Raw genomic sequence first — 24,038 nt, 5'->3', positions numbered from 1 at the left:
TTGAACGATTCAGTGCCAGATTTCACAGCATCAGAACAGGGCCCGGCTACCTCTGCCGCCGCACATTAACGATAAACCTCGGGCCGCAAGCCTAAGCGTAAACATAAGAAGGGGTGTTTTATGTCATCCGATTTCAAGATCAAAGTTCAAAGCTTTGGTCGTTTCCTCAGCAACATGGTGATGCCAAATATCGGCGCGTTTATCGCGTGGGGTATTATCACCGCATTGTTTATTCCGACAGGGTGGTTGCCTAACGAAACGCTGGCGAAACTTGTTGGCCCAATGATTACCTATCTCCTGCCGCTGCTCATCGGTTACACCGGTGGTCGTCTGGTGGGCGGTGACCGTGGTGGCGTAGTGGGTGCTATCACGACTATGGGTGTTATCGTCGGTGCGGATATGCCGATGTTCCTCGGTGCGATGATTGCCGGTCCTCTCGGCGGCTGGGCGATTAAGAAATTCGACGTCTGGGTTGATGGCAAGATCAAATCCGGCTTTGAAATGCTGGTGAACAACTTCTCTGCGGGCATCATCGGGATGATCCTCGCGATTCTGGCGTTCCTCGGCATTGGTCCGGCTGTTGAAGTGCTGTCCAAACTGCTGGCGGCGGGCGTTAACTTCATGGTGGCGCACGACATGCTGCCGCTGGCGTCTATCTTCGTTGAACCGGCGAAAATCCTGTTCCTGAACAACGCCATCAACCACGGTATCTTCTCGCCGCTGGGTATTCAGCAGTCTCACGATCTCGGCAAGTCCATCTTCTTTCTGATTGAAGCGAACCCGGGTCCGGGCATGGGCGTTCTGCTGGCGTACATGTTCTTTGGTCGCGGCAGCGCGAAGCAGTCTGCTGGCGGTGCGGCTATCATCCACTTCCTGGGTGGTATCCACGAAATTTACTTCCCGTATGTGCTGATGAACCCACGCCTGATCCTGGCAGTTATCCTCGGCGGTATGACCGGCGTGTTCACCCTGAGCGTGCTGGGCGGCGGCCTGGTCTCTCCTGCTTCTCCGGGCTCTATCCTGGCGGTGCTGGCGATGACCCCGAAAGGCGCGTACTTCGCGAACATCGCGGCGATCTGTGCCGCAATGGCGGTCTCCTTCGTGGTCTCTTCTATCCTGCTGAAAACCAGCAAAGTGAAAGAAGACGACGATATTGAAGCGGCGACCCGTCGTATGCACGACATGAAAGCCGAATCCAAAGGCGCGACCCCGCTGGCGGCTGGCGATGTCTCTAACGACCTGAGCCACGTGCGTAAAATCATCGTTGCCTGCGACGCCGGTATGGGTTCCAGCGCAATGGGTGCAGGCGTGCTGCGTAAGAAAGTGCAGGATGCGGGCCTGACCAACATCTCCGTGACCAACAGCGCCATTAACAGCCTGCCGCCGGATGTTGACCTGGTCATCACGCACCGCGACCTGACCGAACGCGCCATGCGCCAGGTGCCGCAGGCACAGCACATCTCGCTGACCAACTTCCTCGACAGCGGCCTGTACACCAGCCTGACCGAACGTCTGGTTGCCGCGCAGCGTCATGAAGATAATGAAGTGAAAGTGCGTACCAGCCTGCAGGACAGCTTTGACGAGAGCAATGCTCACCTGTTCAAGCTGGGTGCGGAGAACATTTTCCTCGGTCGTACCGCGGCCACTAAAGAAGAGGCGATTCGCTTTGCCGGTGAACAGCTGGTGAAAGGCGGCTACGTTCAGCCAGAATACGTTGAAGCGATGCTGGAACGTGAAAAACTGACGCCGACCTACCTGGGTGAATCTATCGCGGTTCCGCACGGTACGGTTGAAGCGAAAGACCGCGTGCTGAAAACCGGCGTAGTGTTCTGTCAGTATCCTGACGGCGTGCGCTTCGGTGAAGAAGAGGACGACATCGCCCGTCTGGTGATTGGTATCGCCGCTCGCAATAACGAGCACATTCAGGTGATTACCAGCCTGACCAACGCGCTGGACGACGAAACCGTCATTGAGCGTCTGGCTAACACCACCAGCGTTGAAGAAGTTCTGGCCCTGCTCAACAAATAGCAGTCCCTCTTCCCTCTCCCCTTTGGGGAGAGGGCTAGGGTGAGGGGGTAAACGTTCCTCACCCCAGCCCTCTCGGGTAAAAACATTGATTAAGGTTAACACTATGAAAGCATTACATTTTGGTGCAGGTAACATCGGTCGTGGCTTTATCGGTAAACTGCTGGCAGACGCGGGCATTACCCTGACATTCGCCGATGTGAATCAGGTGGTTCTGGATGCCCTGAATGCCCGTCATAGCTATCAGGTCCATGTGGTGGGTGAAAATGAACAGGTTGAAACCGTCTCTGGCGTCAACGCGGTCAGCAGCATCGGCGACGACGTGATTGATCTGATCGCCAGCGTTGACCTGGTGACCACCGCTGTGGGCCCGGTCGTACTTGAGCGTATCGCTCCAGCAGTCGCGAAAGGCCTGGCAAAACGTAAGGCGCAGGGCAACGACGCTCCGCTGAACATCATCGCCTGCGAAAACATGGTGCGCGGTACCACGCAGCTGAAAGGTCACGTCATGGCGGCCGTGGCTGACGAAGATAAAGCCTGGGTTGACGCGCACGTTGGTTTTGTCGATTCCGCCGTGGACCGCATTGTTCCGCCGTCCGAATCCGCCACCCACGATCCGCTGGAAGTGACCGTAGAAACCTTCAGCGAGTGGATCGTCGATAAAACCCAGTTTAAGGGCGCGCTGCCGACCATTCCGGGTATGGAATTAACCGATAACCTGATGGCATTTGTCGAACGCAAACTCTTCACGCTGAACACTGGGCATGCTATAACCGCGTACCTCGGAAAGTTGGCCGGTCATCAGACCATTCGTGATGCGATCCTCGATGAGCAGATCCGCGCGGTGGTAAAAGGGGCGATGGAAGAGAGCGGCGCGGTGCTGATCAAACGCTACGGTTTTGATGCTGATAAACACGCAGCATACATCCAGAAAATCCTCGGCCGCTTTGAAAACCCGTATCTGAAAGATGACGTTGAGCGCGTGGGCCGTCAGCCGCTGCGTAAGCTGAGCGCGGGCGACCGCCTGATTAAGCCGCTGCTCGGCACGCTGGAATACGGTCTGCCGCACGCCAATCTGGTGAAAGGAATTGCCGCCGCGATGCACTACCGCAGCGAGCAGGATCCGCAGGCGATTGAGCTGGCTCAGCTGATTGATGACAAAGGCGCGCAGGCTGCGCTGGCGCAGATTTCCGGTCTGGACGCCAGCAGCGACGTGGTGGCGGAGGCGGTTAACGCATATAACGCAACCAAATGATACAGAATCCGGCGCAGGTTAGCCTGCGCCCGAATAACAGATTGTCAGATATGCAGGCAATAATGGAACAAACCCAGGCCTTTGAAAATCGTGTGCTTGAGCGTCTGAATGCTGGCAAAACCGTACGAAGTTTCCTGATTGCCGCCGTCGAGCTGTTAACCGAGGCGGTGAACATTCTGGTGCTTCAGGTGTTTCGCAAAGACGACTACGCGGTAAAGTACGCTGTAGAACCGTTACTGGACGGAGACGGACCGCTGGGCGATCTGTCGGTGCGCCTGAAGCTGATTTATGGCCTGGGCGTGCTCAACCGACAAGAGTATGAAGATGCGGAACTGTTAATGGCGCTGCGCGAAGAGCTCAATCATGACGGTAATGAGTATACCTTTACCGATGATGAGATTCTGGGCCCCTTCGGCGAGCTGCACTGCGTTACCGCCCTGCCTCCTGCTCCCCATTTTGATAACAGCGACCCTGAACTGTACGCGATGCAAAAGCTGCGCTATCAACAGGTTGTCCGTTCCACTATGGTCCTCTCCCTGACTGAGCTGATTTCTAAAATCAGCTTAAAAAAAGCGTTTCAGAAGTAAGCCCGTTCACATTGGTGTATCCTTCCCTGTAAATTCCCCGTTTTCAGAGTCATTTGTCATGAAAGAAGTCGAAAAGAACGAAATTAAACGCCTGAGCGACCGCCTGGATCTGATCCGTCACCAGATGGCTGGCATGTCGCTGGTCGATTCCGCCGAGAAGTACGCCGAGCTGGAGAAAGAGACCGCGAAGCTGGAAGCTGAAATCGAGCGCCTGCGCGAAGTGAAAAGCCAGAAGCTGAGCAAAGAAGCGCAGAAACTGATGAACATGCCGCACCGCCGCGCGATCACCAAAAAAGAGCAGGCTGACATGGGCAAGCTGAAGAAAAGCGTCCGTGGCCTGGTGGTGGTGCACCCGATGACCGAGCTTGGCCGCGAGATGGGCCTGAAAGAGATGACGGGCTTTTGTAAGACCGCGTTCTGATCGTTCTTCCCCTCAACCCGCCCTCTCCCCAAAGGGGAGAGGGAGAAAACCGCACAGTTCAGTCCCCTCACCCCTTTGGGGAGAGGGTTAGGGTGAGGGGTGCCTCAGCCACACTCCCGCTTCAAATTGGCCCAACCAATCCCCCTTTACTTTCTTCCCTGGTTCACAATTCCATTATTTCCGCTCACAAAACCATTGCTAGCTCATAACATCTGGTTAACCATTCATTGTCATCAACCCTACAACACAATATTGGCAGGACCACTTTTACACAGTTTGTGATGCTGAGATGAGCGGAGACTCACCCGCAGCGCAGGCTGTCTGGTCCCCAGGAGACCTGCATGAGCCTCTGGCAACAAAACTACGACCCGGCCGGAAATATCTGGCTGTCGAGCCTGATCGCATCGCTTCCGATCCTGTTCTTCTTCTTTGCGCTGATTAAGCTCAAGCTGAAGGGCTACCTCGCCGCGACGTACACCGTTGCCATCGCCCTGCTGGTGGCGCTGTTCTTCTATAAAATGCCGGTCGATCGCGCGCTGGCCTCCGTCGTCTACGGTTTCTTCTACGGCCTGTGGCCGATTGCGTGGATCATCATCGCGGCGGTCTTTGTCTATAAAATCTCGGTGAAAACCGGGCAGTTCGACATTATCCGCTCGTCGATTCTCTCCATCACGCCGGACCAGCGCCTGCAGATGCTGATTGTCGGCTTCTCCTTCGGGGCGTTTCTGGAAGGTGCGGCAGGCTTTGGCGCGCCGGTGGCGATTACCGCCGCGCTGCTGGTCGGCCTGGGCTTTAACCCGCTGTATGCTGCTGGCCTGTGCCTGATTGTGAACACCGCCCCGGTGGCCTTTGGCGCGATGGGGATCCCGATTCTGGTGGCCGGGCAGGTGACCGGGCTGGACAGCTTCGAGATTGGCCAGATGGTAGGCCGTCAGCTGCCGTTCCTGACCATTATCGTGCTGTTCTGGATCATGGCGATTATGGACGGCTGGCGCGGCGTGAAGGAAACCTGGCCCGCGGTGATGGTGGCGGGAGGTTCGTTCGCCATTGCCCAGTACCTCAGCTCGAACTTCCTCGGACCGGAACTGCCGGACATTATCTCTTCGCTGGTGTCGCTGGTCTGTCTGACGTTATTCCTGAAACGCTGGCAGCCGGTGCGCATCTTCCGCTTTGCCGACATGGGCGCGTCGCATGTGGATCAGACCCTCGCCCGCACAGGCTATACCGCAGGACAGATCGTTCGCGCCTGGTCACCGTTCCTGTTCCTGACCGCAACGGTAACGCTGTGGAGCATTCCGCCGTTTAAAGCGCTGTTCGCTCCCGGCGGCGCGCTGTACGACATGGTGATTAACATCTCCGTGCCGTTCCTCGACAAGATGGTCGCCCGTATGCCGCCGGTGGTGCATGCCGCCACGCCGTATGCCGCGGTCTATAAATTCGACTGGTTCTCCGCCACCGGTACCGCCATCCTGTTTGCGGCACTCCTTTCCGTTGTATGGCTGCGCATGAAACCAGCCGCCGCGGTACAGACCTTTGCGGCGACCATTAAAGAGCTGATGCTGCCGATCTACTCCATCGGCATGGTGCTGGCGTTCGCGTTTATCTCGAACTACTCCGGCCTGTCGTCGACGCTGGCGTTAGCGCTGGCCCACACCGGACACGCGTTCACCTTCTTCTCGCCGTTCCTCGGCTGGCTGGGGGTGTTCCTGACGGGTTCAGATACCTCGTCTAACGCCCTGTTTGCTGCCCTGCAGGCAACGGCGGCCCAGCAGATTGGCGTGTCGGACATCCTGCTGGTAGCCGCGAATACCACCGGCGGCGTGACCGGCAAAATGATCTCTCCACAATCCATCGCCATTGCCTGTGCGGCGGTGGGACTCGTCGGTAAAGAGTCGGATCTGTTCCGCTTTACCGTGAAACACAGTCTGATATTTACCTGCATGGTGGGCGTGATCACCACCCTGCAGGCCTATGTCTTAACCTGGATGATCCCATGATAGTGATGCCCAGACGCCTGTCCGACGAGATTGCCTCTCGCGTGCGGGCGCTGATTGAAGAACAACAGCTGGAAGCGGGCATGAAGTTGCCCGCCGAGCGCCAGCTTGCAGCCCAGCTTGGCGTATCGCGTAACTCACTGCGCGAGGCGCTGGCCACGCTGGTCAGCGAAGGGGTGCTGGTGAGCCGTCGCGGCGGTGGCACCTTTGTGCGCTGGCAGCATGACGACTGGTCCGAGCAAAACATCGTGCAGCCGCTGAAGACGCTGATGGAAAACGACCCGGACTACAGTTTCGACATCCTTGAAGCGCGTCACGCCATCGAAACCAGTACCGCCTGGCACGCGGCGATGCGGGCAACCGAGGCCGACAAAGAGAAGCTCAAAGCCTGCTTTGAGGCCACGCAAAGCAGCGACCCGGATATCGCCTCCCAGGCAGACGTCCGTTTTCACCTGGCGATTGCCGAGGCATCGCATAACGTGGTTCTGCTCCAGACCATGCGCGGGTTCTTCGATCTGCTGCAATCCTCCGTCAAGCAGAGCCGCCAGCGCATGTATCTGGTTCCGCCGGTCTTTGCTCAGTTGACCGAACAGCATGAAGCCGTGCTCAACGCCATTCTGGCCGGTGATGCCGAGGCCGCGCGCAAAGCAATGATGGCGCATCTCGGCTTCGTACACACCACCATTAAACGATTCGATGAAGACCAGGCCCGACAGGCGCGTATTACCCGTCTGCCTGGCGACAGTGATATTTCCAGGGAGAACAAAGCATGATTATTTCAGCAGCCAGTGACTATCGCGCCGCGGCGCAGCGCATTTTGCCCCCGTTCTTGTTCCACTACATCGACGGCGGGGCCTATGCCGAATATACCCTGCGCCGCAACGTGGAAGATCTCTCGGAGGTGGCTCTGCGCCAGCGCGTGCTGAAGAATATGTCTGACCTGAGCCTGGAGACGAAGCTGTTTAACGAAACGCTCTCCATGCCCGTGGCGCTCGCGCCTGTAGGCTTATGCGGCATGTACGCCCGCCGTGGCGAAGTGCAGGCTGCTGCCGCGGCGGATGCCAAAGGCATTCCGTTTACCCTTTCCACCGTCTCAGTCTGCCCGATTGAAGAGGTCGCCCCGACCATCAAGCGCCCGATGTGGTTCCAGCTTTACGTCCTGCGCGATCGCGGCTTTATGCGTAACGCCCTTGAGCGTGCCAAAGCGGCAGGCTGCTCCACGCTGGTCTTTACCGTCGATATGCCGACGCCCGGCGCGCGCTATCGTGATGCCCACTCCGGCATGAGCGGCCCAAATGCTGCGCTCCGCCGCTACTGGCAGGCGGTTACCCACCCGCAGTGGGCGTGGGACGTCGGTCTTAACGGACGTCCGCACGATCTGGGCAATATCTCGGCGTACCTTGGTAAACCGACCGGGCTGGAGGATTACATCGGCTGGCTGGCAAACAACTTCGATCCGTCGATCTCCTGGAAAGACCTGGAGTGGATCCGCGAATTCTGGGACGGCCCAATGGTGATCAAAGGGATCCTCGATGCGGAAGATGCCCGCGACGCGGTGCGCTTCGGCGCGGACGGGATCGTGGTCTCTAACCACGGCGGACGCCAGCTCGACGGCGTGCTCTCTTCTGCCCGCGCGCTGCCGGCCATTGCCGATGCGGTGAAAGGCGATATCGCGATTTTGGCCGACAGCGGCATCCGCAACGGGCTGGACGTGGTGCGCATGATTGCCCTGGGCGCAGACAGCGTGCTGCTGGGCCGCGCGTACCTGTATGCGCTGGCCACCAGCGGCCAGGCCGGCGTGGCGAATCTGCTCAACCTGATCGAAAAAGAGATGAAGGTGGCGATGACGCTGACCGGCGCGAAGTCGATTAGTGAGATCAGCAAGGATTCGCTGGTGCAGGAGCTGAGTAAGCTGCCTGCGGCGCTGGCCCCTCTTTCGCAGGGAAACGCGGCCTGATTTTCATCCGTTACTATTTTTTCTCATGCGCCCGACTCCCCTCGGGCGCTTTTTTTGTCGAAAATAACACCCATGTAACATTCTGGATAAGAAAATTTGACATACCCCACCCGCCCGCAATTGTATAGACAAGCAAATACAAGAACACAAAAACAACATCACATCGGAGGGGAGCGTATGACGTATTCAGGTAAGGTGGATATTCAGCGGGTTATCGACGAGAGTCCCTTTTCAGGGTTTCACTGGCTTCTTATCGTGCTGGGCTTTCTGGTTCTGGCGATCGACGGTTTTGATACCGCAGCGATGGGCTACATCGCGCCTACGCTGTCGGCAGAATGGGGGATACACAAACAGGATCTGGGGCCGGTGCTGAGCGCGGCGCTGCTGGGGCTGTCGCTGGGCGCGCTGATTGCAGGCCCGGTGTCGGACCGGATGGGACGCAAGCGCGTGCTGGTCTTCTCGTGCCTGTTCTTCGGCCTGGCGAGCCTGGGCACGGCCTGGGCACAAAGCCTGAATACCCTGACGCTGTGGCGCTTTTTGACGGGCCTGGGGCTCGGCGCCGCAATGCCTAACGCCATCACGCTGATCTCCGAATTTGCCCCCCAGCGCTGTCGCGCCATGGCGATTAATACCATGTACTGCGGCTTCCCTCTGGGTGCGGCAGGCGGCGGTGCGATCTCTTCCTGGCTTATCCCCCATCACGGCTGGCGAAGCGTGCTGCTGACCGGCGCGATTGCTCCGCTGATTTTAACGCTGCTGCTGGCGCTGCTGTTGCCGGAATCGGTGAAGTTTCTGGTGCAGCGCGGGAAAGACGTTATGCAGGTCCGCCGCATCGCCAGCCGGTTCAGCCGCAGCACGCTGGAGAGCGTCACGGGCTTTTTCCTGGCGGAGGAGAAAGTCGCGTCTAAAGAAGGGAGCGTGGGGCAGCTGTTTTCCATGCCCTGGCTGCCCGGCACCCTGATGCTGTGGGTGACCTATTTTATGGGGCTGGTCATTTACTACGTCCTGCTGAGCTGGATGCCAACGCTGATGCAGGGGATGGGTTATGCGCTGGCGGAATCCGCCTGGCTCACCTCGCTGTTCACGTTCGGGGGTACCGCAGGCATTCTGCTCGCGGGCTGGATGATGGACCGCTGGGAGGCGCACAAGGTGGTCGCAGGGGGATTTGTCCTGACAATGGGATTGATCCTGTTACTCGGCCTTGAGCATAACCATATCGCCCTGTTTGGCGGGCTGATTTTCCTGATGGGGATCGCCATGAACGGCGCGCAGTCGGGCATGCAAACCCTCGCGGCCACCTTTTACCCTACCGAGTGCCGCGCGACGGGCATCGCCTGGATGCAGGGGATTGGCCGCTTTGGCGGGGTGGCGGGCACCATGACCAGCGCCCAGCTTCTTTCTATGCAGTGGCAGGCAGACAGTATTTTAATGATCCTCAGCGTGCCCGCCCTGGTGGCCGCGGCAGCAACCGTCTACAAAATGCTGTATAGCCGCTCGCAGGAACCCGGCGTCGCGTAGTTCCTCTCTTTTCTGCTATTCTGCCCCCGCAATTAAGGGGGCAGCATGCTTAACATCGTTTTATTCGAACCAGAAATTCCGCCAAATACCGGCAATATCATCCGCCTGTGTGCCAACACCGGTTTTCGCCTGCACATCATCGAGCCGATGGGCTTTACGTGGGACGACAAGCGCCTGCGCCGCGCGGGGCTGGATTACCATGAATTTACCGCCGTGGTTCGCCATCACGATTACGCCGCGTTTCTGGAAGCGGAGAAGCCGCAGCGCATGTTCGCCCTGACCACCAAAGGCACACCAGCGCACAGCGCCGTGAGCTATCAGGAAGGTGACTATCTGATGTTTGGCCCGGAAACCCGCGGCCTGCCGGCTACGATTCTGGATGCTCTGCCCGCTGAGCAAAAAATCCGTATTCCGATGATGCCGGACAGCCGCAGCATGAACCTGTCGAACGCGGTGTCGGTGGTAGTGTATGAAGCCTGGCGCCAGCTAGGTTATCCCGGCGCCATTTTAAGAAGTTAAATGCCGTCACCATACTCGAAGGTATGGTGAATGCCGTTGAAGTGCTGATCCATATCCATCGACGGCTTATCGCTGTCAGGCTTACCGACGATGCGCGCCGGTACGCCAGCGGCAGTGGTGTGCGGCGGCACGGGCTGGAGCACAACCGACCCGGCGCCAATCTTCGCACCGCGCCCGACTTCAATATTGCCGAGAATTTTAGCGCCCGCGCCAATCATCACCCCTTCACGAATTTTCGGGTGGCGATCGCCGCTGGTTTTACCGGTACCGCCCAGAGTAACCGACTGCAGGATCGAGACATCATCTTCAATCACCGCCGTTTCACCCACCACAATGCCGGTGGCGTGGTCGAGCATGATCCCGCGGCCAATCTTCGCCGCCGGGTGAATATCGACCTGGAACGTCACGGAGACCTGGTTTTGCAGGAAGATCGCCAGCGCGCGGCGGCCTTCATTCCATAACCAGTGGCCGATGCGGTAAGCCTGCAGGGCGTGGAAGCCTTTCAGGTACAGCAGCGGCGTGGAGTATTTATCGACCGCCGGGTCACGGGTGCGCACGGCCTGGATATCGCAGGCGGCAGAGGCGATCATTTCCGGGTCAGCGGCGTAAGCCTCTTCCACCACTTCACGGATGGCGATAGCCGGCATGATGGAGGAAGCCAGCTTATTGGCGAGCATGTAGCTCAGCGCGCTGCCGAGATTTTCGTGCTTGAGTAACGTCGCGTGGTAAAAACTGGCCAGCATTGGCTCACAGTCGGCCAGCGCCCGGGCTTCGGCTTTAATATTATTCCAGACGATATCCAGTTCTTCACACGGCATTGCTAACTCCAGACGATAGTATAATGACCAGCCAGTTCTGCGCTGGCTGGGTCATTCAGGTGACAACGGTTCCGACTAGTTACTGCTGCGCTCGTCCTTGCGCGCACGACCTAATAAGGTCAATGCTGCCTCGCGCGCATTTTTTCCGCAATACAATACCTGATAAATTTCCTCGGTTATTGGCATTTCGACACCAAACCGGTGCGCCAACTCGCGAACTTCTTTGGTATTGCGGTAGCCTTCCACCACCTGTCCAATCTTCTCCTGCGCGCTTTTTACATCGCTGCCCTGTCCGAGCATCATGCCAAAGCGGCGGTTACGAGACTGGTTGTCGGTACAGGTCAGCACCAGGTCGCCCAGACCCGCCATTCCCATAAAGGTGGCCGGATCGGCGCCCAGCGCTTCGCCCAGACGGGACATTTCGGTTAAGCCGCGGGTAATCAACGCCGTACGCGCGTTGGCACCAAAACCAATGCCGTCTGACATCCCGGCGCCAATCGCAATCACGTTCTTCACCGCGCCGCCCAGTTGCACGCCGATAAAATCGGGGTTGCTGTAGACGCGGAAGCTCTTGCCGCAGTGCAGCAGCTGCTGGAGATCGTCGGAGAAGGCCTGGTCAGTGGATGCCAGCGAGATCGCCGTCGGCAGGCCCGCAGCCAGCTCTTTGGCAAAGGTCGGGCCGGAGATGACCGCAAGCGGGATCTCATCACCCAGCGCTTCGCGGGCAACGTCCTGCAGCAGGCGTCCGGTCTCCGCTTCCAGCCCTTTGGTTGCCCAGACAATACGCGCATCCGGGCGCATCAGCGGCTTAATCTGATGCAGCACGTCGCCAAAGACATGGCTCGGCACCACAATCAGAATGTTGCGGCTGGCCGCCAGCGCGGTCGCCAGATCGCTTTCCAGGTGCAGAGAGTCAGGGAACGGAACGTCTGGGAGAAACGCCACATTGCAACGGTCGCGCTGCAGCGTGGCGATATGTTTTGGATCGTGGCCCCACAGGACCACATCGTGACCATTTCTTGCCAGCGTGATGGCAAGAGCGGTGCCGTATGAGCCGGCACCGATCACAGTCATTGACGCATTAACAGTGCTCATCAGGCATCCTGATGTTGTTCGGCACCTTCGCCAGCCTGCTGCTGCAGATAGTTCATGAACAGCGCATCAAAGTTCACTGGCGCAAGGTTCAGTTGCGGGAATGTACCGCGAGAAACCAGGCTGGTGATACATTCACGGGCATACGGGAACAGGATGTTCGGGCAGTATGCACCCAGGCAATGCGCCATCTGGTTGCCTTCGATGCCGCCGATGGAGAAGATACCGCCCTGCTGTACTTCACACAGGAATGCAGTTTCTTCGCCCAGAGAGGCGGTCACGGTCACACGCAGTACGACTTCATACACGTCATCCGCCAGCTGGGTGGATGCGGTATCCAGATCAAGTTTAACCTCTGGCTGCCAATCTTTCTGGAAAACGTGCGGCGCATTTGGCGCTTCGAAAGAGACATCCTTGGTGTAGATACGCTGGATCTGGAAAGTCATTTCGGTGTTGTTTTGTTCTGACATGGAAATACCCTTTTTAATTGTCCTAAAGTCTCTTAGCTCAGCAGCGGATCGAGTCCACCACGGGCGTCGAGCGCATACAAGTCATCACAGCCGCCAATGTGCTGCGCATCAATAAAAATCTGCGGAACCGTCGTACGACCACTACGTTGGATCATCTCTTCGCGTTTGATCGCGTCACCGTCGATAGGCAATTCCTGGAACGTTACGCCTTTGCTGCTCAGCAGCGCTTTCGCACGATGGCAGAACGGGCACGTCGCTTTGGTGTAGATCTCAATATTGGCCATGACTGAACTCCTTATTTACCGCGAACCAAAGGAAGATTTTCCCCGCTCCAGCCGGAAATACCTTCTTTCAGTACCGTTACGTTTTCGAAGCCCGCTTTATAAAGCGCGCTGGCAGATTCCTGCGCCTGCATACCAGTCGCATCCACAACAATAATGGGCTGAGCTTTGTGTTTCTCAAGCTCACCCACGTTGTTCGCTTTGATTTCAGCTGGCAACAGGTTGATTGCGCCGGCAATGTGACCTTTACGGAAATCGTCACGCTGACGCAGATCGACAACAACGGCGTCTTCTTTGTTAATCAGACGCGTCGCTTCACCACGGGTGATAACCTTAATCTTAGACGTCAGGCTCTTAAATGTGGTGAACAGTACAGCAGCCAGCAGGCCAATCCACGCGATGCTCAGAACCGGATGGCGGCTAACGAATTGCATAATTTCTTGCATGGAGGGTAACTACTCCCGACTAAGTGATAAAAAAACCAAGACAGGAGTATACCTGTGCGTTCTGGCAAATACAGCCAGCGACCATAACCTAATCCATTTTCTGCGGCATGCCACCTAAAAAAATGCCTCAAAATGGTCCGGTCAGCATCTTGCCCCCGCGCTTTCTTTGATCTTCTGCGGCTATTTGATCGATTCAGCTGTAGTAAAATTACGCAAATTTTGACTCTTGAGCATGAGGTTGTTGCAATGTCGGTTTCTAAAAAACCTATGGTACTGGTGATTCTGGATGGCTATGGCTACCGCGAAGACAGCCAGGATAACGCTATTTTCAACGCAAAAACCCCGGTAATGGATGCGCTGTGGGCAAAACGTCCGCATACCCTGATTGATGCATCCGGTCTGGAAGTCGGCCTGCCGGATCGCCAGATGGGCAACTCCGAAGTCGGTCACGTTAACCTGGGCGCAGGCCGTATCGTGTATCAGGACCTGACCCGTCTGGACGTCGAAATCAAAGAACGCACCTTCTTCGCGAACACGGTTCTCTGCGGTGCGGTAGATAAAGCCGTTGCGGCAGGTAAAGCGGTGCACATTATGGGTCTGCTCTCCGCGGGCGGCGTGCACAGCCACGAAGATCACATCATGGCGATGGTTGAGCTGGCCGCTGAACGCGGTGCGGAAAAAATCTACCTGCACGCCTTCCTGGACGGTCGCGATACGCCACCGCGCAGCGCAGAAGGCTCCCTGAAAGCTTTCGAAAACAAATTCGCCGCGCTGGGCAAAGGCCGCGTAGCCTCCATCATTGGCCGTTACTACGCTATGGACCGTGACAACCGCTGGGATCGCGTTGAACAGGCCTATGACCTGATGACCCTGGCAAAAGGTGAGTTCCAGTTCGCGACCGCCGTTGAAGCCCTGGAAGCCGCATACGCGCGTGATGAAAACGATGAATTCGTGAAAGCGAGCGTGATCCGCGCTGAAGGCCAGGCCGATGCCGCGATGGAAGATGGCGACGCGCTGATCTTCATGAACTTCCGCGCTGACCGCGCGCGCGAAATCACCCGTGCGTTCGTCAACAGCGATTTCGACGGCTTTGCCCGTAAGAAAGTGGTGAACATCAACTTCATCCAGCTGACCGAATATGCGGCAGATATCAACGCGCCTTGCGCTTACCCACCTGCCTCGCTGGAAAATACTTTCGGCGAGTGGATGGCGAAGAACGACAAAACCCAGCTGCGTATCTCCGAAACTGAGAAGTATGCGCACGTGACCTTCTTCTTTAACGGCGGCGTTGAAGAGCCGTTTAAAGGCGAAGAGCGCATTCTGATCAACTCGCCGAAAGTCGCCACTTACGATCTGCAGCCAGAGATGAGCTCTGCCGAACTGACCGAAAAACTGGTGGCCGCGATCGAAAGCGGCAAGTACGACACTATCATCTGTAACTATCCGAACGGCGACATGGTCGGCCATACCGGCGTGATGGAAGCGGCGGTGAAAGCGGTTGAAGCGCTGGACCACTGCGTTGAGCAGGTTGCGAAAGTGGTTGAGTCCGTTGGTGGCCAGCTGCTGATCACCGCTGACCACGGTAACGCCGAGCAGATGCGCGACCCGGCAACCGGCCAGGCGCACACCGCCCATACCAACCTGCCTGTTCCGCTGATTTATGTAGGTGATAAATCACTGAAAGCAGTGGAAGGCGGCAAGCTTTCCGACATCGCGCCAACCATGTTGTCGCTGATGGGCATGCCGATCCCTGAAGAGATGACTGGTAAGCCGCTGTTCATCGTGGAATAATCGCTCCCCATGAGGGGAAAGGCGATTTTTTCAATCACATGGGTCGTGAAGCCGCTTAGGTTATCAGTCAGACCTCTGCTTTGCGCCAGCGCACTCAGCGCTGGCGTATTGCTGTGCGCCGCATCCGCCCACGCGGATGACCGCGACCAGCTGAAATCCATTCAGGCCGATATCGCCGCCAAAGAGCGTGCGGTACGCCAGCAGCAACAGCAGCGCTCCGCCCTGCTCGCCCAGCTTAAGCAGCAGGAAGAGGCCATCTCCGCTGCCGCACGTAAACTCCGTGAAACGCAAAACACCCTCGCCGAGTTGAACAAACAGATCGACGAGATGAACGCGTCGATTGCCAAACTGGAGCGCCAGCGTGATGCGCAGGAGCGCAACCTCGCGGCACAGCTGGATGCTGCATTCCGCCAGGGTGAACATACCGGACTCCAGCTGATCCTCAGCGGCGAAGAGAGCCAACGCGGCCAGCGCCTGCAGGCCTACTTCGGCTATCTCAACCAGGCGCGTCAGGAGACTATCGCGCAGCTGAAGCAGACGCGCGAAGAGGTCTCCACCCAAAAAGCGGAGCTGGAAGAGAAGCAGAGCCAGCAACAGACGTTGCTCTACGAACAAAAAGCGCAGCAGGCGAAACTTGAGCAGGCCCGTAACGAGCGCAAGAAAACCCTGTCCGGTCTTGAGTCCTCCATTCAGGCAGGACAAAGCCAGCTGAGCGAAATGCGCGCCAACGAATCCAAACTGCGTAACAGCATCGCCCGTGCGGAAGCGGCGGCGAAAGCGCGCGCCGAAAAAGAGGCGCGCGAGGCACAGGCGGTTCGCGACAAGCAGCAGGAAGCCTCCCGCAAAGGAACCACCTACAAGCCAAGCGAGAGCGAACGTTCTCTGATGTCGCGTACCGGTGGCCTGGGCTCCCCTCGCGGTCAGGCATACTGGCCCGTTCGCGGTTCTATTTTGCATCGCTATGGCGAACAACTGCAGGGTGAGCTACGTTGGAAAGGGATCGTTATCGGTGCGTCTGAAGGTAGCGAAGTGAAAGCCATCGCCGATGGCCGCGTGATTCTGGCCGACTGGCTGCAGGGTTACGGGCTTGTGGTGGTGGTCGAGCACGGTAAAGGCGACATGAGTCTTTACGGCTACAACCAGAGCGCGCTGGTCAGCGTCGGCACGCAGGTGCGCGCCGGCCAACCCATCGCCCTTGTGGGCAGCAGTGGCGGTCAGGGCCGCCCGTCACTCTATTTCGAAATTCGTCGTCAGGGTCAGGCGGTCAATCCACAGCCGTGGTTGGGAAGATAAGTTTTGCTTCAGTTTCGTCGAATGATTCTCGCCGTCGTCAGCGCGCTGGCGCTGGCAGCACCAGCTTATGCAGGCAAACTCGCGATTGTGATTGATGACTTCGGTTATCGTCCGCATTATGAAAATCAGGTGCTGGCGATGCCGTCAGCCATCTCCGTCGCCGTCCTGCCCAATGCGCCACACGCGCACGAGATGGCTACCAAAGCCCACAACAGCGGTCATCAGGTGCTTATTCATCTGCCAATGGCCCCGCTCAGCAAGCAGCCGCTGGAAAAAGATACCCTGCGCCCGGATATGAGCAGCGATGAGATCGAGCGCATCATCCGTGACGCCTACAACAAAGTTCCGTATGCCGTAGGCCTGAACAACCATATGGGCAGCGCGATGACCTCCAGCCTGTACGGAATGCTGAAAGTGATGCAGGCGCTGGAGCGTTACAATCTCTACTTCCTCGACAGCATGACCATCGGCAACAGCCAGGCAATGCGGGCCGCTCAGGGGACGGGTGTAAAGGTCATTAAGCGTAAAGTCTTCCTGGACGACTCCCAGAATGAAGCGGATATCCGCGTGCAGTTTAACCGCGCGGTAGCGCTGGCGCGCCGTAACGGTTCGGCTATTGCCATTGGGCACCCGCATCCTTCAACGGTGCGCGTTCTACAGCAGATGTTGCCCTCCCTGCCTGCCGACATCACGCTGGTACGCCCGAGCGATCTGCTCAATGAACCGCAGGTAGACACGTCTCGTCCGGGTAGCGCTCAACCTCCGGCAACGCAGCCGCGCAATCCGTTCCGCGGCGTGAAGAATTGCACGCTGAAACAACCGCCTGAACCGGTGCATGCAACCCGCTTCTTCACGGTAATCAGCGAAAGTGTGAGTCAGAGTACGCTGGTGCAATACTTCCAGCACCAGTGGCAGGGATGGGGTAAGAAAGTCTCAGCGAACCACTCCCAGTGACAGGCGATTAAGGTAGAACAATGCCGCAACGACACAAAATTCTGCTCCTCGATACCGGTAAAGAGTGGGGAGGAGGCACCAACAGCATGCTCGAACTTCTGAAGCGCATTAACCGCGAGAAGTTCGATATTACCTGTTGTTTTTACAGCGACTACAGTCGAGCCGAAGGGCAAACCATCGGTCAGGTGCTGAACGGCATTGGCATTCCCTTAATTGTCATTCCCCAGCATAAACAGCCCGCATGGGCGAAAATCGCAAAAGAGCTGGGCCGCAGCCTGCTGTTTTTCTCCCGCAGCGCCCGGAAGGCGCTTACGCGCCATGTTGATACCCTCTGGCGCATTCGCCCCAACGTCCGCAAGATCGAGACGATTTTCCGGGAAGGCGGTTTCGATACGCTGTACATGAACAACCAGCCAGGCTCTAACGAAGAGGGTTACCTGGCGGGCGCGAAGCTGCATGCGCGGATAATTCAGCACTGCCGGATTGAACCGGTGCTGTCGCCGCCGCTGGTAAAGCTGGTGAATGCCCATGCCACAAAAATCATCGCCGTTTCGCACGGCGTCGAGCGCGTGTTACTTCAGCATGGCGTCCGGCCCGAGCTGTGTACAACGGTCAACAATGCCATCGACATCCACCAGCCTTTGCCCGACCGACGCGCCATGCGTCATCGTCTGAACATTGATGACGACACCTTTGTGTTCGGCAGCATTGGATCGCTGATCCCCCGCAAGGCTAACCACCATACGCTGGCGGCGCTGGCGCAGTTCAACCAGCAGCATCCGCAGGCAAAATGGAAGATGGTGCTGGTCGGTGAAGGGGCTGAACGCGGCGCGCTGGCGGCACAGGCTGAGGCGCTGGGTATTGCCGGGCACGTGATTTTTACCGGTTTCCAGAACACGCCTTTTGACTACCTCGCTACCTTCGATGCGTTTATTCTGGCCTCGCAGAGCGAAGGCCTGCCCCGCGTCGTGCTGGAAGCGATGCTGCTGAACATCCCCGTCATTGGTTCAAAGGTGACCGGCACGGCAGAATTGATCGACCACGAGGCGACCGGGCTGCTTTTCCCGTGGAGCGATGTATCGAAACTTGCTCAACATCTGGATAATATCTGGCAGGATCCCGATCTGCGCGCCCGGCTCGCCGCGGCTGCGCATCAGAATGTCTGCAACGTGTATGCCATTGAAAGCTATGTTAACGGTGTCGAGGCCGTTCTTGGCGCGCAATAACCAAACGAGAACAACATGTTTAAATTCCTGAATGCTCGCTACCGCCACATCACCGGGCGACATAACATTCCGTACGCTTCCCTTCCGGTTACGCGCGATCTCGTTGCGGTGGACTCCATCGTGATCCCGTGTACGGGCGCGGATTTCGTTGAAGAAGCGTTGTTGTCAGCGACATTTGCAGAACGTTATGCCACCGACGTCAGCGAAATTGTTATCGTCAGCGATCAGCCTGAATCCGCTTTCGGCGAACTCCCGCCAAAGACCCGCGTCGTCACGCTTACCCTTCCGGTACGCGAGGAAAGTTACCGCTATAAGCAGATCTACCTCAGCCGTCTGGTGAAGCTGAACGCCCCGCTACAGGCGCGCGGTGAAGGCGTATTGATGATCGATTCCGATCTCAACCTGCTGAAAATGCCGGAAATTAACATGGCCGATATGCACATCTACTCCAGCTTCCGTCAGGGCAAAATGATTGCCAAGCTGGACGGTGCGCCAGTGGAGAAAGTGCCGGCGTATTACAAAGAGACGGTGCGCCCGTATCTGGTCGATCACGTTAACGGCGCGTTTCTTGCGGCCACCAAAAAGACCTGGCGCCGTATCTGCCCGCTGTGGCTGACGCTGTTCCAGGATACCTGGGAACTGATGGACGACACGCAGCCGCCAACCGATCAGCTGCCGCTCGCCGCGCTGCTGGACATGCTGGATTTAAAAACGGTTAATCTGGGCGACTGGATGAACTGGCCGGTGTCCAAGAAGATCGGCGGACAGGAAGCTGTTGTGCCGAAAGAGGTGATTGGCGCGCACGGTGGTTTCCCACTTTCCGAATGGCAGAAGTATCTTGAATCGCCAGATAATAAGCTGTTATTCAAAGGGCAGGACTACACCCGCAAGGTGCGTTACCTGACGGACGAAGAGAAAAAGAATCAGTAAAAAAGGGGCCGCTGGCCCCTTTTTGATTATTTATCCCAGCTCAGGATCACTTTTCCTGACTGGCCGGAACGCATCGCGTCAAAGCCCTGCTGGAATTCGTCGATGGAGAAACGGTGCGTAATAATCGGTGACAGATCCAGACCGGACTGGATTAGCGCCGCCATCTTGTACCAGGTTTCGAACATCTCGCGGCCATAGATGCCCTTGATGAACAGCCCCTTGAAGATGACTTTGTTCCAGTCGATGGACATATCTGACGGCGGAATACCCAGCATCGCAATACGCCCACCGTGGTTCATGGTGTCCAGCATGGTGCGAAACGCCGGTGGCGCGCCGGACATCTCCAGACCCACGTCAAAGCCTTCGGTCATGCCCAGCTCTTCCATCACGTCGGTCAGGCTCTCTTTAGAGACATCCACCGCGCGGGTCACGCCCATTTTACGCGCCAGCGACAGACGGTATTCGTTCACGTCGGTGATGACCACGTTGCGCGCGCCCACGTGCTTCGCCACGGCTGCCGCCATGATGCCGATTGGGCCCGCGCCGGAGACCAGCACGTCTTCGCCCACCAGGTCGAAGGAGAGAGCGGTGTGCACAGCGTTGCCGAACGGGTCGAAGATGGAGGCCAGATCGTCAGAAATATTGTCCGGGATTTTGAACGCGTTAAAGGCCGGAATCACCAGGTATTCCGCGAAGCAGCCCGGACGGTTAACGCCCACGCCGACGGTGTTACGGCACAGGTGCGTACGTCCACCGCGGCAGTTACGGCAGTGGCCGCAGGTAATATGGCCTTCGCCGGAAACGCGATCGCCAATCTTGAAGCCTTTTACTTCCTGGCCGATGCCGACCACTTCACCCACATATTCGTGGCCGACAACCATCGGGACAGGAATGGTTTTCTGCGACCACTGGTCCCAGTTGTAGATGTGAACGTCAGTACCGCAGATGGCGGTTTTACGAATTTTGATCAGCAGATCGTTATGACCGACTTCCGGCTCCGGCACGTCGGTCATCCAAATCCCTTCTTCCGCTTTCAGTTTGGATAACGCTTTCATCACACGTCCTCAGGCAATTACGCCCAGCTGTTTACCGATGCGGGTAAAGGCTTCCACCGCACGTTCAATTTGTTCAGGCGTATGCGCCGCGGACATCTGGGTGCGGATACGCGCCTGACCTTTTGGCACCACCGGGAAGAAGAACCCGGTGACGTAAATCCCCTCTTTCTGCAACTCGCGGGCAAACTTCTGCGCGACGACCGCATCACCCAGCATCACCGGGATAATGGCGTGATCGGCACCGGCCAGGGTAAACCCTGCGGCGCTCATTTTTTCACGGAACAGACGGGCGTTGGACCACAGGCGGTCGCGCAGTTCGGCACCGGACTCCACCATCTCCAGCACTTTGATGGAGGCGGCCACAATCGCTGGCGCAAGAGAGTTGGAGAACAGGTACGGTCGAGAGCGCTGGCGCAGCCACTCAACCACCTCTTTGCGCGCAGCCGTGTAACCGCCGGACGCGCCGCCGAGCGCTTTGCCCAGCGTGCCGGTGATGATGTCCACGCGGCCCATCACGTCGCAGTATTCGTGGGAACCACGGCCGTTTTCGCCGACAAAGCCGACCGCGTGAGAGTCATCGACCATTACCAGCGCGTCGTATTTATCCGCCAGGTCGCACACGCCCTTCAGGTTGGCGATCACGCCGTCCATAGAGAACACGCCGTCGGTGGCGATCAGCACATGACGAGCCCCCGCTTCACGGGCCTCTTTCAGGCGCGCTTCCAGCTCGACCATGTCGTTGTTGGCGTAGCGGAAGCGCTTCGCTTTGCACAGACGTACGCCGTCGATGATGGAGGCGTGGTTCAGGGCGTCGGAGATAATCGCATCTTCTGCGCCGAGCAGGGTCTCAAACAGACCGCCGTTGGCGTCGAAGCAGGAGGAATACAGAATCGCGTCTTCCATTCCGAGGAAGCTCGCCAGCTTTTGCTCAAGCTGCTTGTGGCTGTCCTGCGTACCGCAGATAAAGCGTACGGAGGCCATGCCGAAACCGTGGGTGTCCATGCCGTTTTTCGCCGCGGCAATCAGCTCAGGGTGATTCGCAAGACCTAAATAGTTGTTCGCACAAAAGTTGATCACATGGCTGCCGTCGGCAACGGTGATGTCCGCCTGCTGAGCAGACGTGATAATACGCTCTTCCTTGAACAACCCTTCCGCACGTGCGGTGTCAAGGTCGCTGTTTAACTGTTTGTAAAAATCACCACGCATTGCAATTCTCCAGACTCGGCAAATTTCGGCACATATTACCCAAACCTATAGTTCATGACGAGATGACGCAGTATCTCTTCTCGTTTTTGCAGCATAAATCACGTGTAACCCTGCTGCATATCGGTGAATGGCTGAAGGGTCGCCATACTAATGATATGATATGAACATTAGCGTCCGGGATTGGCCCCGGGCTCCACACTTCAAAGGTTACAGTTATGATCATCGTTACTGGCGGCGCGGGCTTTATCGGCAGCAATATTATCAAGGCCCTCAATGACAAAGGCATCACCGACATCCTGGTGGTGGACAACCTGAAAGACGGCACCAAGTTCGTTAACCTGGTGGATCTGAACATCGCTGACTACATGGATAAAGAAGACTTCCTTATCCAGATTATGGCAGGTGAAGAGTTCGGCGAGATCGAAGCCATCTTCCACGAAGGTGCGTGCTCATCCACCACAGAGTGGGACGGCAAGTACATGATGGACAACAACTATCAGTACTCCAAAGAGCTTCTGCACTACTGCCTGGAGCGTGAAATTCCGTTCCTGTATGCCTCCTCGGCGGCAACCTATGGCGGTCGTACCTCGGACTTCATCGAGTCCCGCGAATATGAGCAGCCGCTGAACGTTTACGGCTACTCTAAGTTCCTCTTCGACGAGTACGTGCGTCAGATCCTGCCTGAAGCGAACTCCCAGATCGTCGGCTTCCGCTACTTCAACGTCTACGGACCGCGCGAAGGCCACAAAGGCAGCATGGCGAGCGTGGCGTTCCACCTGAATACCCAGCTGAATAACGGCGAAAGCCCGAAGCTGTTTGAAGGCAGCGACGGCTTCAAGCGCGACTTCGTTTACGTGGGCGACGTGGCAGCCGTGAACCTGTGGTTCTGGGAAAACGGCGTGTCCGGCATCTTCAACCTGGGCACAGGCCGCGCGGAATCCTTCCAGGCAGTGGCTGACGCGACGCTGGCGTACCACAAAAAAGGCAGCATCGAGTACATTCCGTTCCCGGACAAGCTGAAAGGCCGCTATCAGGCGTTCACGCAGGCTGACCTGACCAACCTGCGCGCCGCAGGCTACGACAAGCCGTTCAAGACCGTTGCCGAAGGCGTAACGGAATACATGGCCTGGCTGAACCGCGACGCATAAGTATGAAGATTCTGGTGATCGGCCCGTCCTGGGTGGGCGACATGATGATGTCGCAAAGTCTTTATCGCACGCTCAAGGCGCGTTATCCCCAGGCGATAATCGACGTGATGGCACCTGCATGGTGCCGTCCGCTGCTATCGCGCATGCCGGAAGTGAACGAGGCGATCCCGATGCCGCTTGGCCACGGGGCGCTGGAAATCGGCGAGCGCCGCAAGCTCGGCCACAGCCTGCGCGAGAAGCGCTACGATCGCGCGTACGTGCTGCCAAACTCCTTCAAATCCGCCCTGGTGCCTTTCTTTGCGGGAATCCCGCACCGTACCGGCTGGCGCGGTGAAATGCGCTACGGCCTGCTGAACGACGCACGGGTGCTGGATAAAGAGGCCTGGCCGCTGATGGTGGAGCGCTACGTGGCGCTGGCCTACGACAAAGGCGTGATGCGCAGCGCGAAAGACCTGCCGCAGCCGCTGCTGTGGCCGCAGCTTCAGGTTAGCGACGGGGAGAAATCCCACACCTGCAACGCGTTTGGCATTTCGTCTGAACGCCCGATGGTTGGCTTCTGCCCCGGCGCGGAATTTGGTCCGGCAAAACGCTGGCCGCACTACCACTATGCGGAGCTGGCGAAACAGCTGATCGACGAAGGCTACCAGATTGTGCTGTTTGGCTCGGCGAAGGACCACGAGGCGGGCAACGAAATACTCGCCACGCTGAGCAATGAACAACAGGCCTGGTGCCGTAATTTGGCAGGAGAAACGCAGCTTGAACAGGCGGTTATCCTGATTGCCGCCTGTAAGGCCGTGGTCAGCAATGACTCTGGCCTGATGCACGTCGCCGCCGCGCTGGACCGTCCGCTGGTCGCACTGTATGGCCCAAGCAGCCCGGACTTCACCCCGCCCTTGTCGCACAAAGCGCGCGTCATCCGCCTGATCACTGGCTACCACAAGGTACGCAAGGGCGATGCCGCAGAAGGCTACCATCAGAGCCTGATCGATATTACCCCGCAGCGCGTTCTCGAAGAGCTCAACGAACTGCTGTTGAGCGAAGAAGGATAACGG

23 protein-coding genes are annotated in these 24,038 nt (G+C 57.6%); 16 read left to right on the top strand and 7 right to left on the bottom strand.

The features are described from left to right. Positions 1–120 precede the first annotated feature (120 nt). The 9 genes from URZ40_RS13575 (at position 121) to trmL (ending at position 10,276) form a co-directional block, all read left to right on the top strand. Entirely contained in the window at positions 121–2,028 is a 1,908-nt protein-coding gene (locus URZ40_RS13575; RefSeq protein ID WP_116343017.1) for a PTS mannitol transporter subunit IICBA, read from the top strand. A 103-nt stretch (positions 2,029–2,131) separates the two neighbouring features. Next, on the top strand, positions 2,132–3,280 hold the full coding sequence (gene mtlD, locus URZ40_RS13570; RefSeq protein WP_233003627.1) for a mannitol-1-phosphate 5-dehydrogenase: 1,149 nt from the start codon (positions 2,132–2,134) through the stop codon (positions 3,278–3,280). Next, positions 3,277–3,867, top strand: coding sequence for a mannitol operon repressor MtlR (gene mtlR / locus URZ40_RS13565; RefSeq protein ID WP_047363332.1), 591 nt, complete (start codon positions 3,277–3,279; stop codon positions 3,865–3,867). Before mtlD ends, mtlR begins: the two co-directional genes overlap by 4 nt. 58 nt (positions 3,868–3,925) lie before the next feature. Then, the gene (locus tag URZ40_RS13560) at positions 3,926–4,288 is read left to right on the top strand and encodes a YibL family ribosome-associated protein (RefSeq protein WP_320720678.1); all 363 of its coding nucleotides are present in this window, start codon (positions 3,926–3,928) and stop codon (positions 4,286–4,288) included. A gap of 341 nt (positions 4,289–4,629) precedes the next feature. Further along, positions 4,630–6,285 (top strand): L-lactate permease, encoded by a 1,656-nt coding sequence (gene lldP, locus URZ40_RS13555; RefSeq protein WP_233003628.1) that lies wholly within the window; start codon positions 4,630–4,632, stop codon positions 6,283–6,285. Then, on the top strand, positions 6,282–7,055 hold the full coding sequence (gene lldR, locus URZ40_RS13550; RefSeq protein ID WP_014882013.1) for a transcriptional regulator LldR: 774 nt from the start codon (positions 6,282–6,284) through the stop codon (positions 7,053–7,055). The genes lldP and lldR overlap by 4 nt, the downstream gene beginning before the upstream one ends. Further along, on the top strand, positions 7,052–8,239 hold the full coding sequence (lldD, locus tag URZ40_RS13545; protein WP_316380420.1) for an FMN-dependent L-lactate dehydrogenase LldD: 1,188 nt from the start codon (positions 7,052–7,054) through the stop codon (positions 8,237–8,239). The genes lldR and lldD overlap by 4 nt, the downstream gene beginning before the upstream one ends. A 177-nt stretch (positions 8,240–8,416) precedes the next feature. Further along, positions 8,417–9,757, top strand: a complete 1,341-nt coding sequence (locus URZ40_RS13540; RefSeq protein ID WP_320720677.1) for an aromatic acid/H+ symport family MFS transporter — start codon at positions 8,417–8,419, stop codon at positions 9,755–9,757. Positions 9,758–9,802: 45 nt separating this feature from the next. Beyond that, positions 9,803–10,276 (top strand): tRNA (uridine(34)/cytosine(34)/5-carboxymethylaminomethyluridine(34)-2'-O)-methyltransferase TrmL, encoded by a 474-nt coding sequence (gene trmL, locus URZ40_RS13535; protein ID WP_028015039.1) that lies wholly within the window; start codon positions 9,803–9,805, stop codon positions 10,274–10,276. Here trmL and cysE read toward each other — a convergent pair. The 5 genes from cysE to URZ40_RS13510 all read right to left on the bottom strand — a co-directional run bounded on the left by cysE (position 10,273) and on the right by URZ40_RS13510 (position 13,383). Beyond that, positions 10,273–11,094 carry a serine O-acetyltransferase gene (cysE, locus tag URZ40_RS13530; protein WP_008502718.1) on the bottom strand — a complete coding sequence of 274 codons (822 nt, stop codon included), beginning with the start codon at positions 11,092–11,094 and terminating at the stop codon, positions 10,273–10,275. The genes trmL and cysE overlap by 4 nt on opposite strands. 75 nt (positions 11,095–11,169) lie before the next feature. Further along, entirely contained in the window at positions 11,170–12,189 is a 1,020-nt protein-coding gene (gpsA, locus tag URZ40_RS13525) for an NAD(P)H-dependent glycerol-3-phosphate dehydrogenase (RefSeq protein ID WP_116343007.1), read from the bottom strand. Continuing rightward, positions 12,189–12,656, bottom strand: coding sequence for a protein-export chaperone SecB (gene secB, locus URZ40_RS13520; RefSeq protein WP_003860835.1), 468 nt, complete (start codon positions 12,654–12,656; stop codon positions 12,189–12,191). The genes gpsA and secB overlap by 1 nt, the downstream gene beginning before the upstream one ends. A 32-nt stretch (positions 12,657–12,688) precedes the next feature. After that, entirely contained in the window at positions 12,689–12,940 is a 252-nt protein-coding gene (gene grxC / locus URZ40_RS13515) for a glutaredoxin 3 (protein ID WP_028015037.1), read from the bottom strand. A gap of 11 nt (positions 12,941–12,951) precedes the next feature. Further along, on the bottom strand, positions 12,952–13,383 hold the full coding sequence (locus URZ40_RS13510) for a rhodanese-like domain-containing protein (RefSeq protein ID WP_014882007.1): 432 nt from the start codon (positions 13,381–13,383) through the stop codon (positions 12,952–12,954). A gap of 246 nt (positions 13,384–13,629) precedes the next feature. On the opposite strand from URZ40_RS13510, the gene gpmM reads away from it, so the two are divergent. Genes gpmM through URZ40_RS13485 form a run of 5 tightly spaced genes read left to right on the top strand, consistent with a single transcriptional unit; the run spans position 13,630 to position 19,577 of the window. Continuing rightward, positions 13,630–15,174 carry a 2,3-bisphosphoglycerate-independent phosphoglycerate mutase gene (gene gpmM, locus URZ40_RS13505; RefSeq protein WP_316380417.1) on the top strand — a complete coding sequence of 515 codons (1,545 nt, stop codon included), beginning with the start codon at positions 13,630–13,632 and terminating at the stop codon, positions 15,172–15,174. Positions 15,175–15,207: 33 nt separating this feature from the next. Next, positions 15,208–16,467 carry a murein hydrolase activator EnvC gene (gene envC, locus URZ40_RS13500; RefSeq protein WP_233003646.1) on the top strand — a complete coding sequence of 420 codons (1,260 nt, stop codon included), beginning with the start codon at positions 15,208–15,210 and terminating at the stop codon, positions 16,465–16,467. Between the two features lie 3 nt (positions 16,468–16,470). Then, positions 16,471–17,421 carry a divergent polysaccharide deacetylase family protein gene (locus tag URZ40_RS13495; RefSeq protein WP_116343001.1) on the top strand — a complete coding sequence of 317 codons (951 nt, stop codon included), beginning with the start codon at positions 16,471–16,473 and terminating at the stop codon, positions 17,419–17,421. Between the two features lie 20 nt (positions 17,422–17,441). Further along, on the top strand, positions 17,442–18,647 hold the full coding sequence (locus tag URZ40_RS13490; protein WP_320720676.1) for a glycosyltransferase: 1,206 nt from the start codon (positions 17,442–17,444) through the stop codon (positions 18,645–18,647). Positions 18,648–18,662: 15 nt separating this feature from the next. Continuing rightward, positions 18,663–19,577: a hypothetical protein gene (locus URZ40_RS13485; protein WP_316380416.1), complete on the top strand. Its 915-nt coding sequence runs from the start codon at positions 18,663–18,665 to the stop codon at positions 19,575–19,577. 26 nt (positions 19,578–19,603) lie between these two features. Here the strand turns inward: URZ40_RS13485 and tdh are convergent, their stop codons facing one another. After that, a complete protein-coding gene (gene tdh, locus URZ40_RS13480; protein WP_042717745.1) occupies positions 19,604–20,632 on the bottom strand; it encodes an L-threonine 3-dehydrogenase in 1,029 nt (342 codons plus the stop codon). 9 nt (positions 20,633–20,641) lie between these two features. Further along, positions 20,642–21,838, bottom strand: coding sequence for a glycine C-acetyltransferase (kbl, locus tag URZ40_RS13475; protein WP_023309905.1), 1,197 nt, complete (start codon positions 21,836–21,838; stop codon positions 20,642–20,644). Positions 21,839–22,053: 215 nt separating this feature from the next. On the opposite strand from kbl, the gene rfaD reads away from it, so the two are divergent. Both rfaD and rfaF read left to right on the top strand, forming a co-directional pair. After that, positions 22,054–22,986 (top strand): ADP-glyceromanno-heptose 6-epimerase, encoded by a 933-nt coding sequence (rfaD, locus tag URZ40_RS13470; RefSeq protein WP_080329840.1) that lies wholly within the window; start codon positions 22,054–22,056, stop codon positions 22,984–22,986. A gap of 2 nt (positions 22,987–22,988) precedes the next feature. Then, entirely contained in the window at positions 22,989–24,035 is a 1,047-nt protein-coding gene (rfaF, locus tag URZ40_RS13465) for an ADP-heptose--LPS heptosyltransferase RfaF (RefSeq protein ID WP_316380415.1), read from the top strand. Positions 24,036–24,038 lie beyond the last annotated feature (3 nt).

This window comes from Enterobacter sp. 296B2 (assembly GCF_034106185.1).
GTDB lineage: Bacteria > Pseudomonadota > Gammaproteobacteria > Enterobacterales > Enterobacteriaceae > Enterobacter > Enterobacter cloacae_N.
Note: the sequence above shows the minus strand (reverse complement) of the source record. Positions and strands in the feature narration are given on the sequence as shown.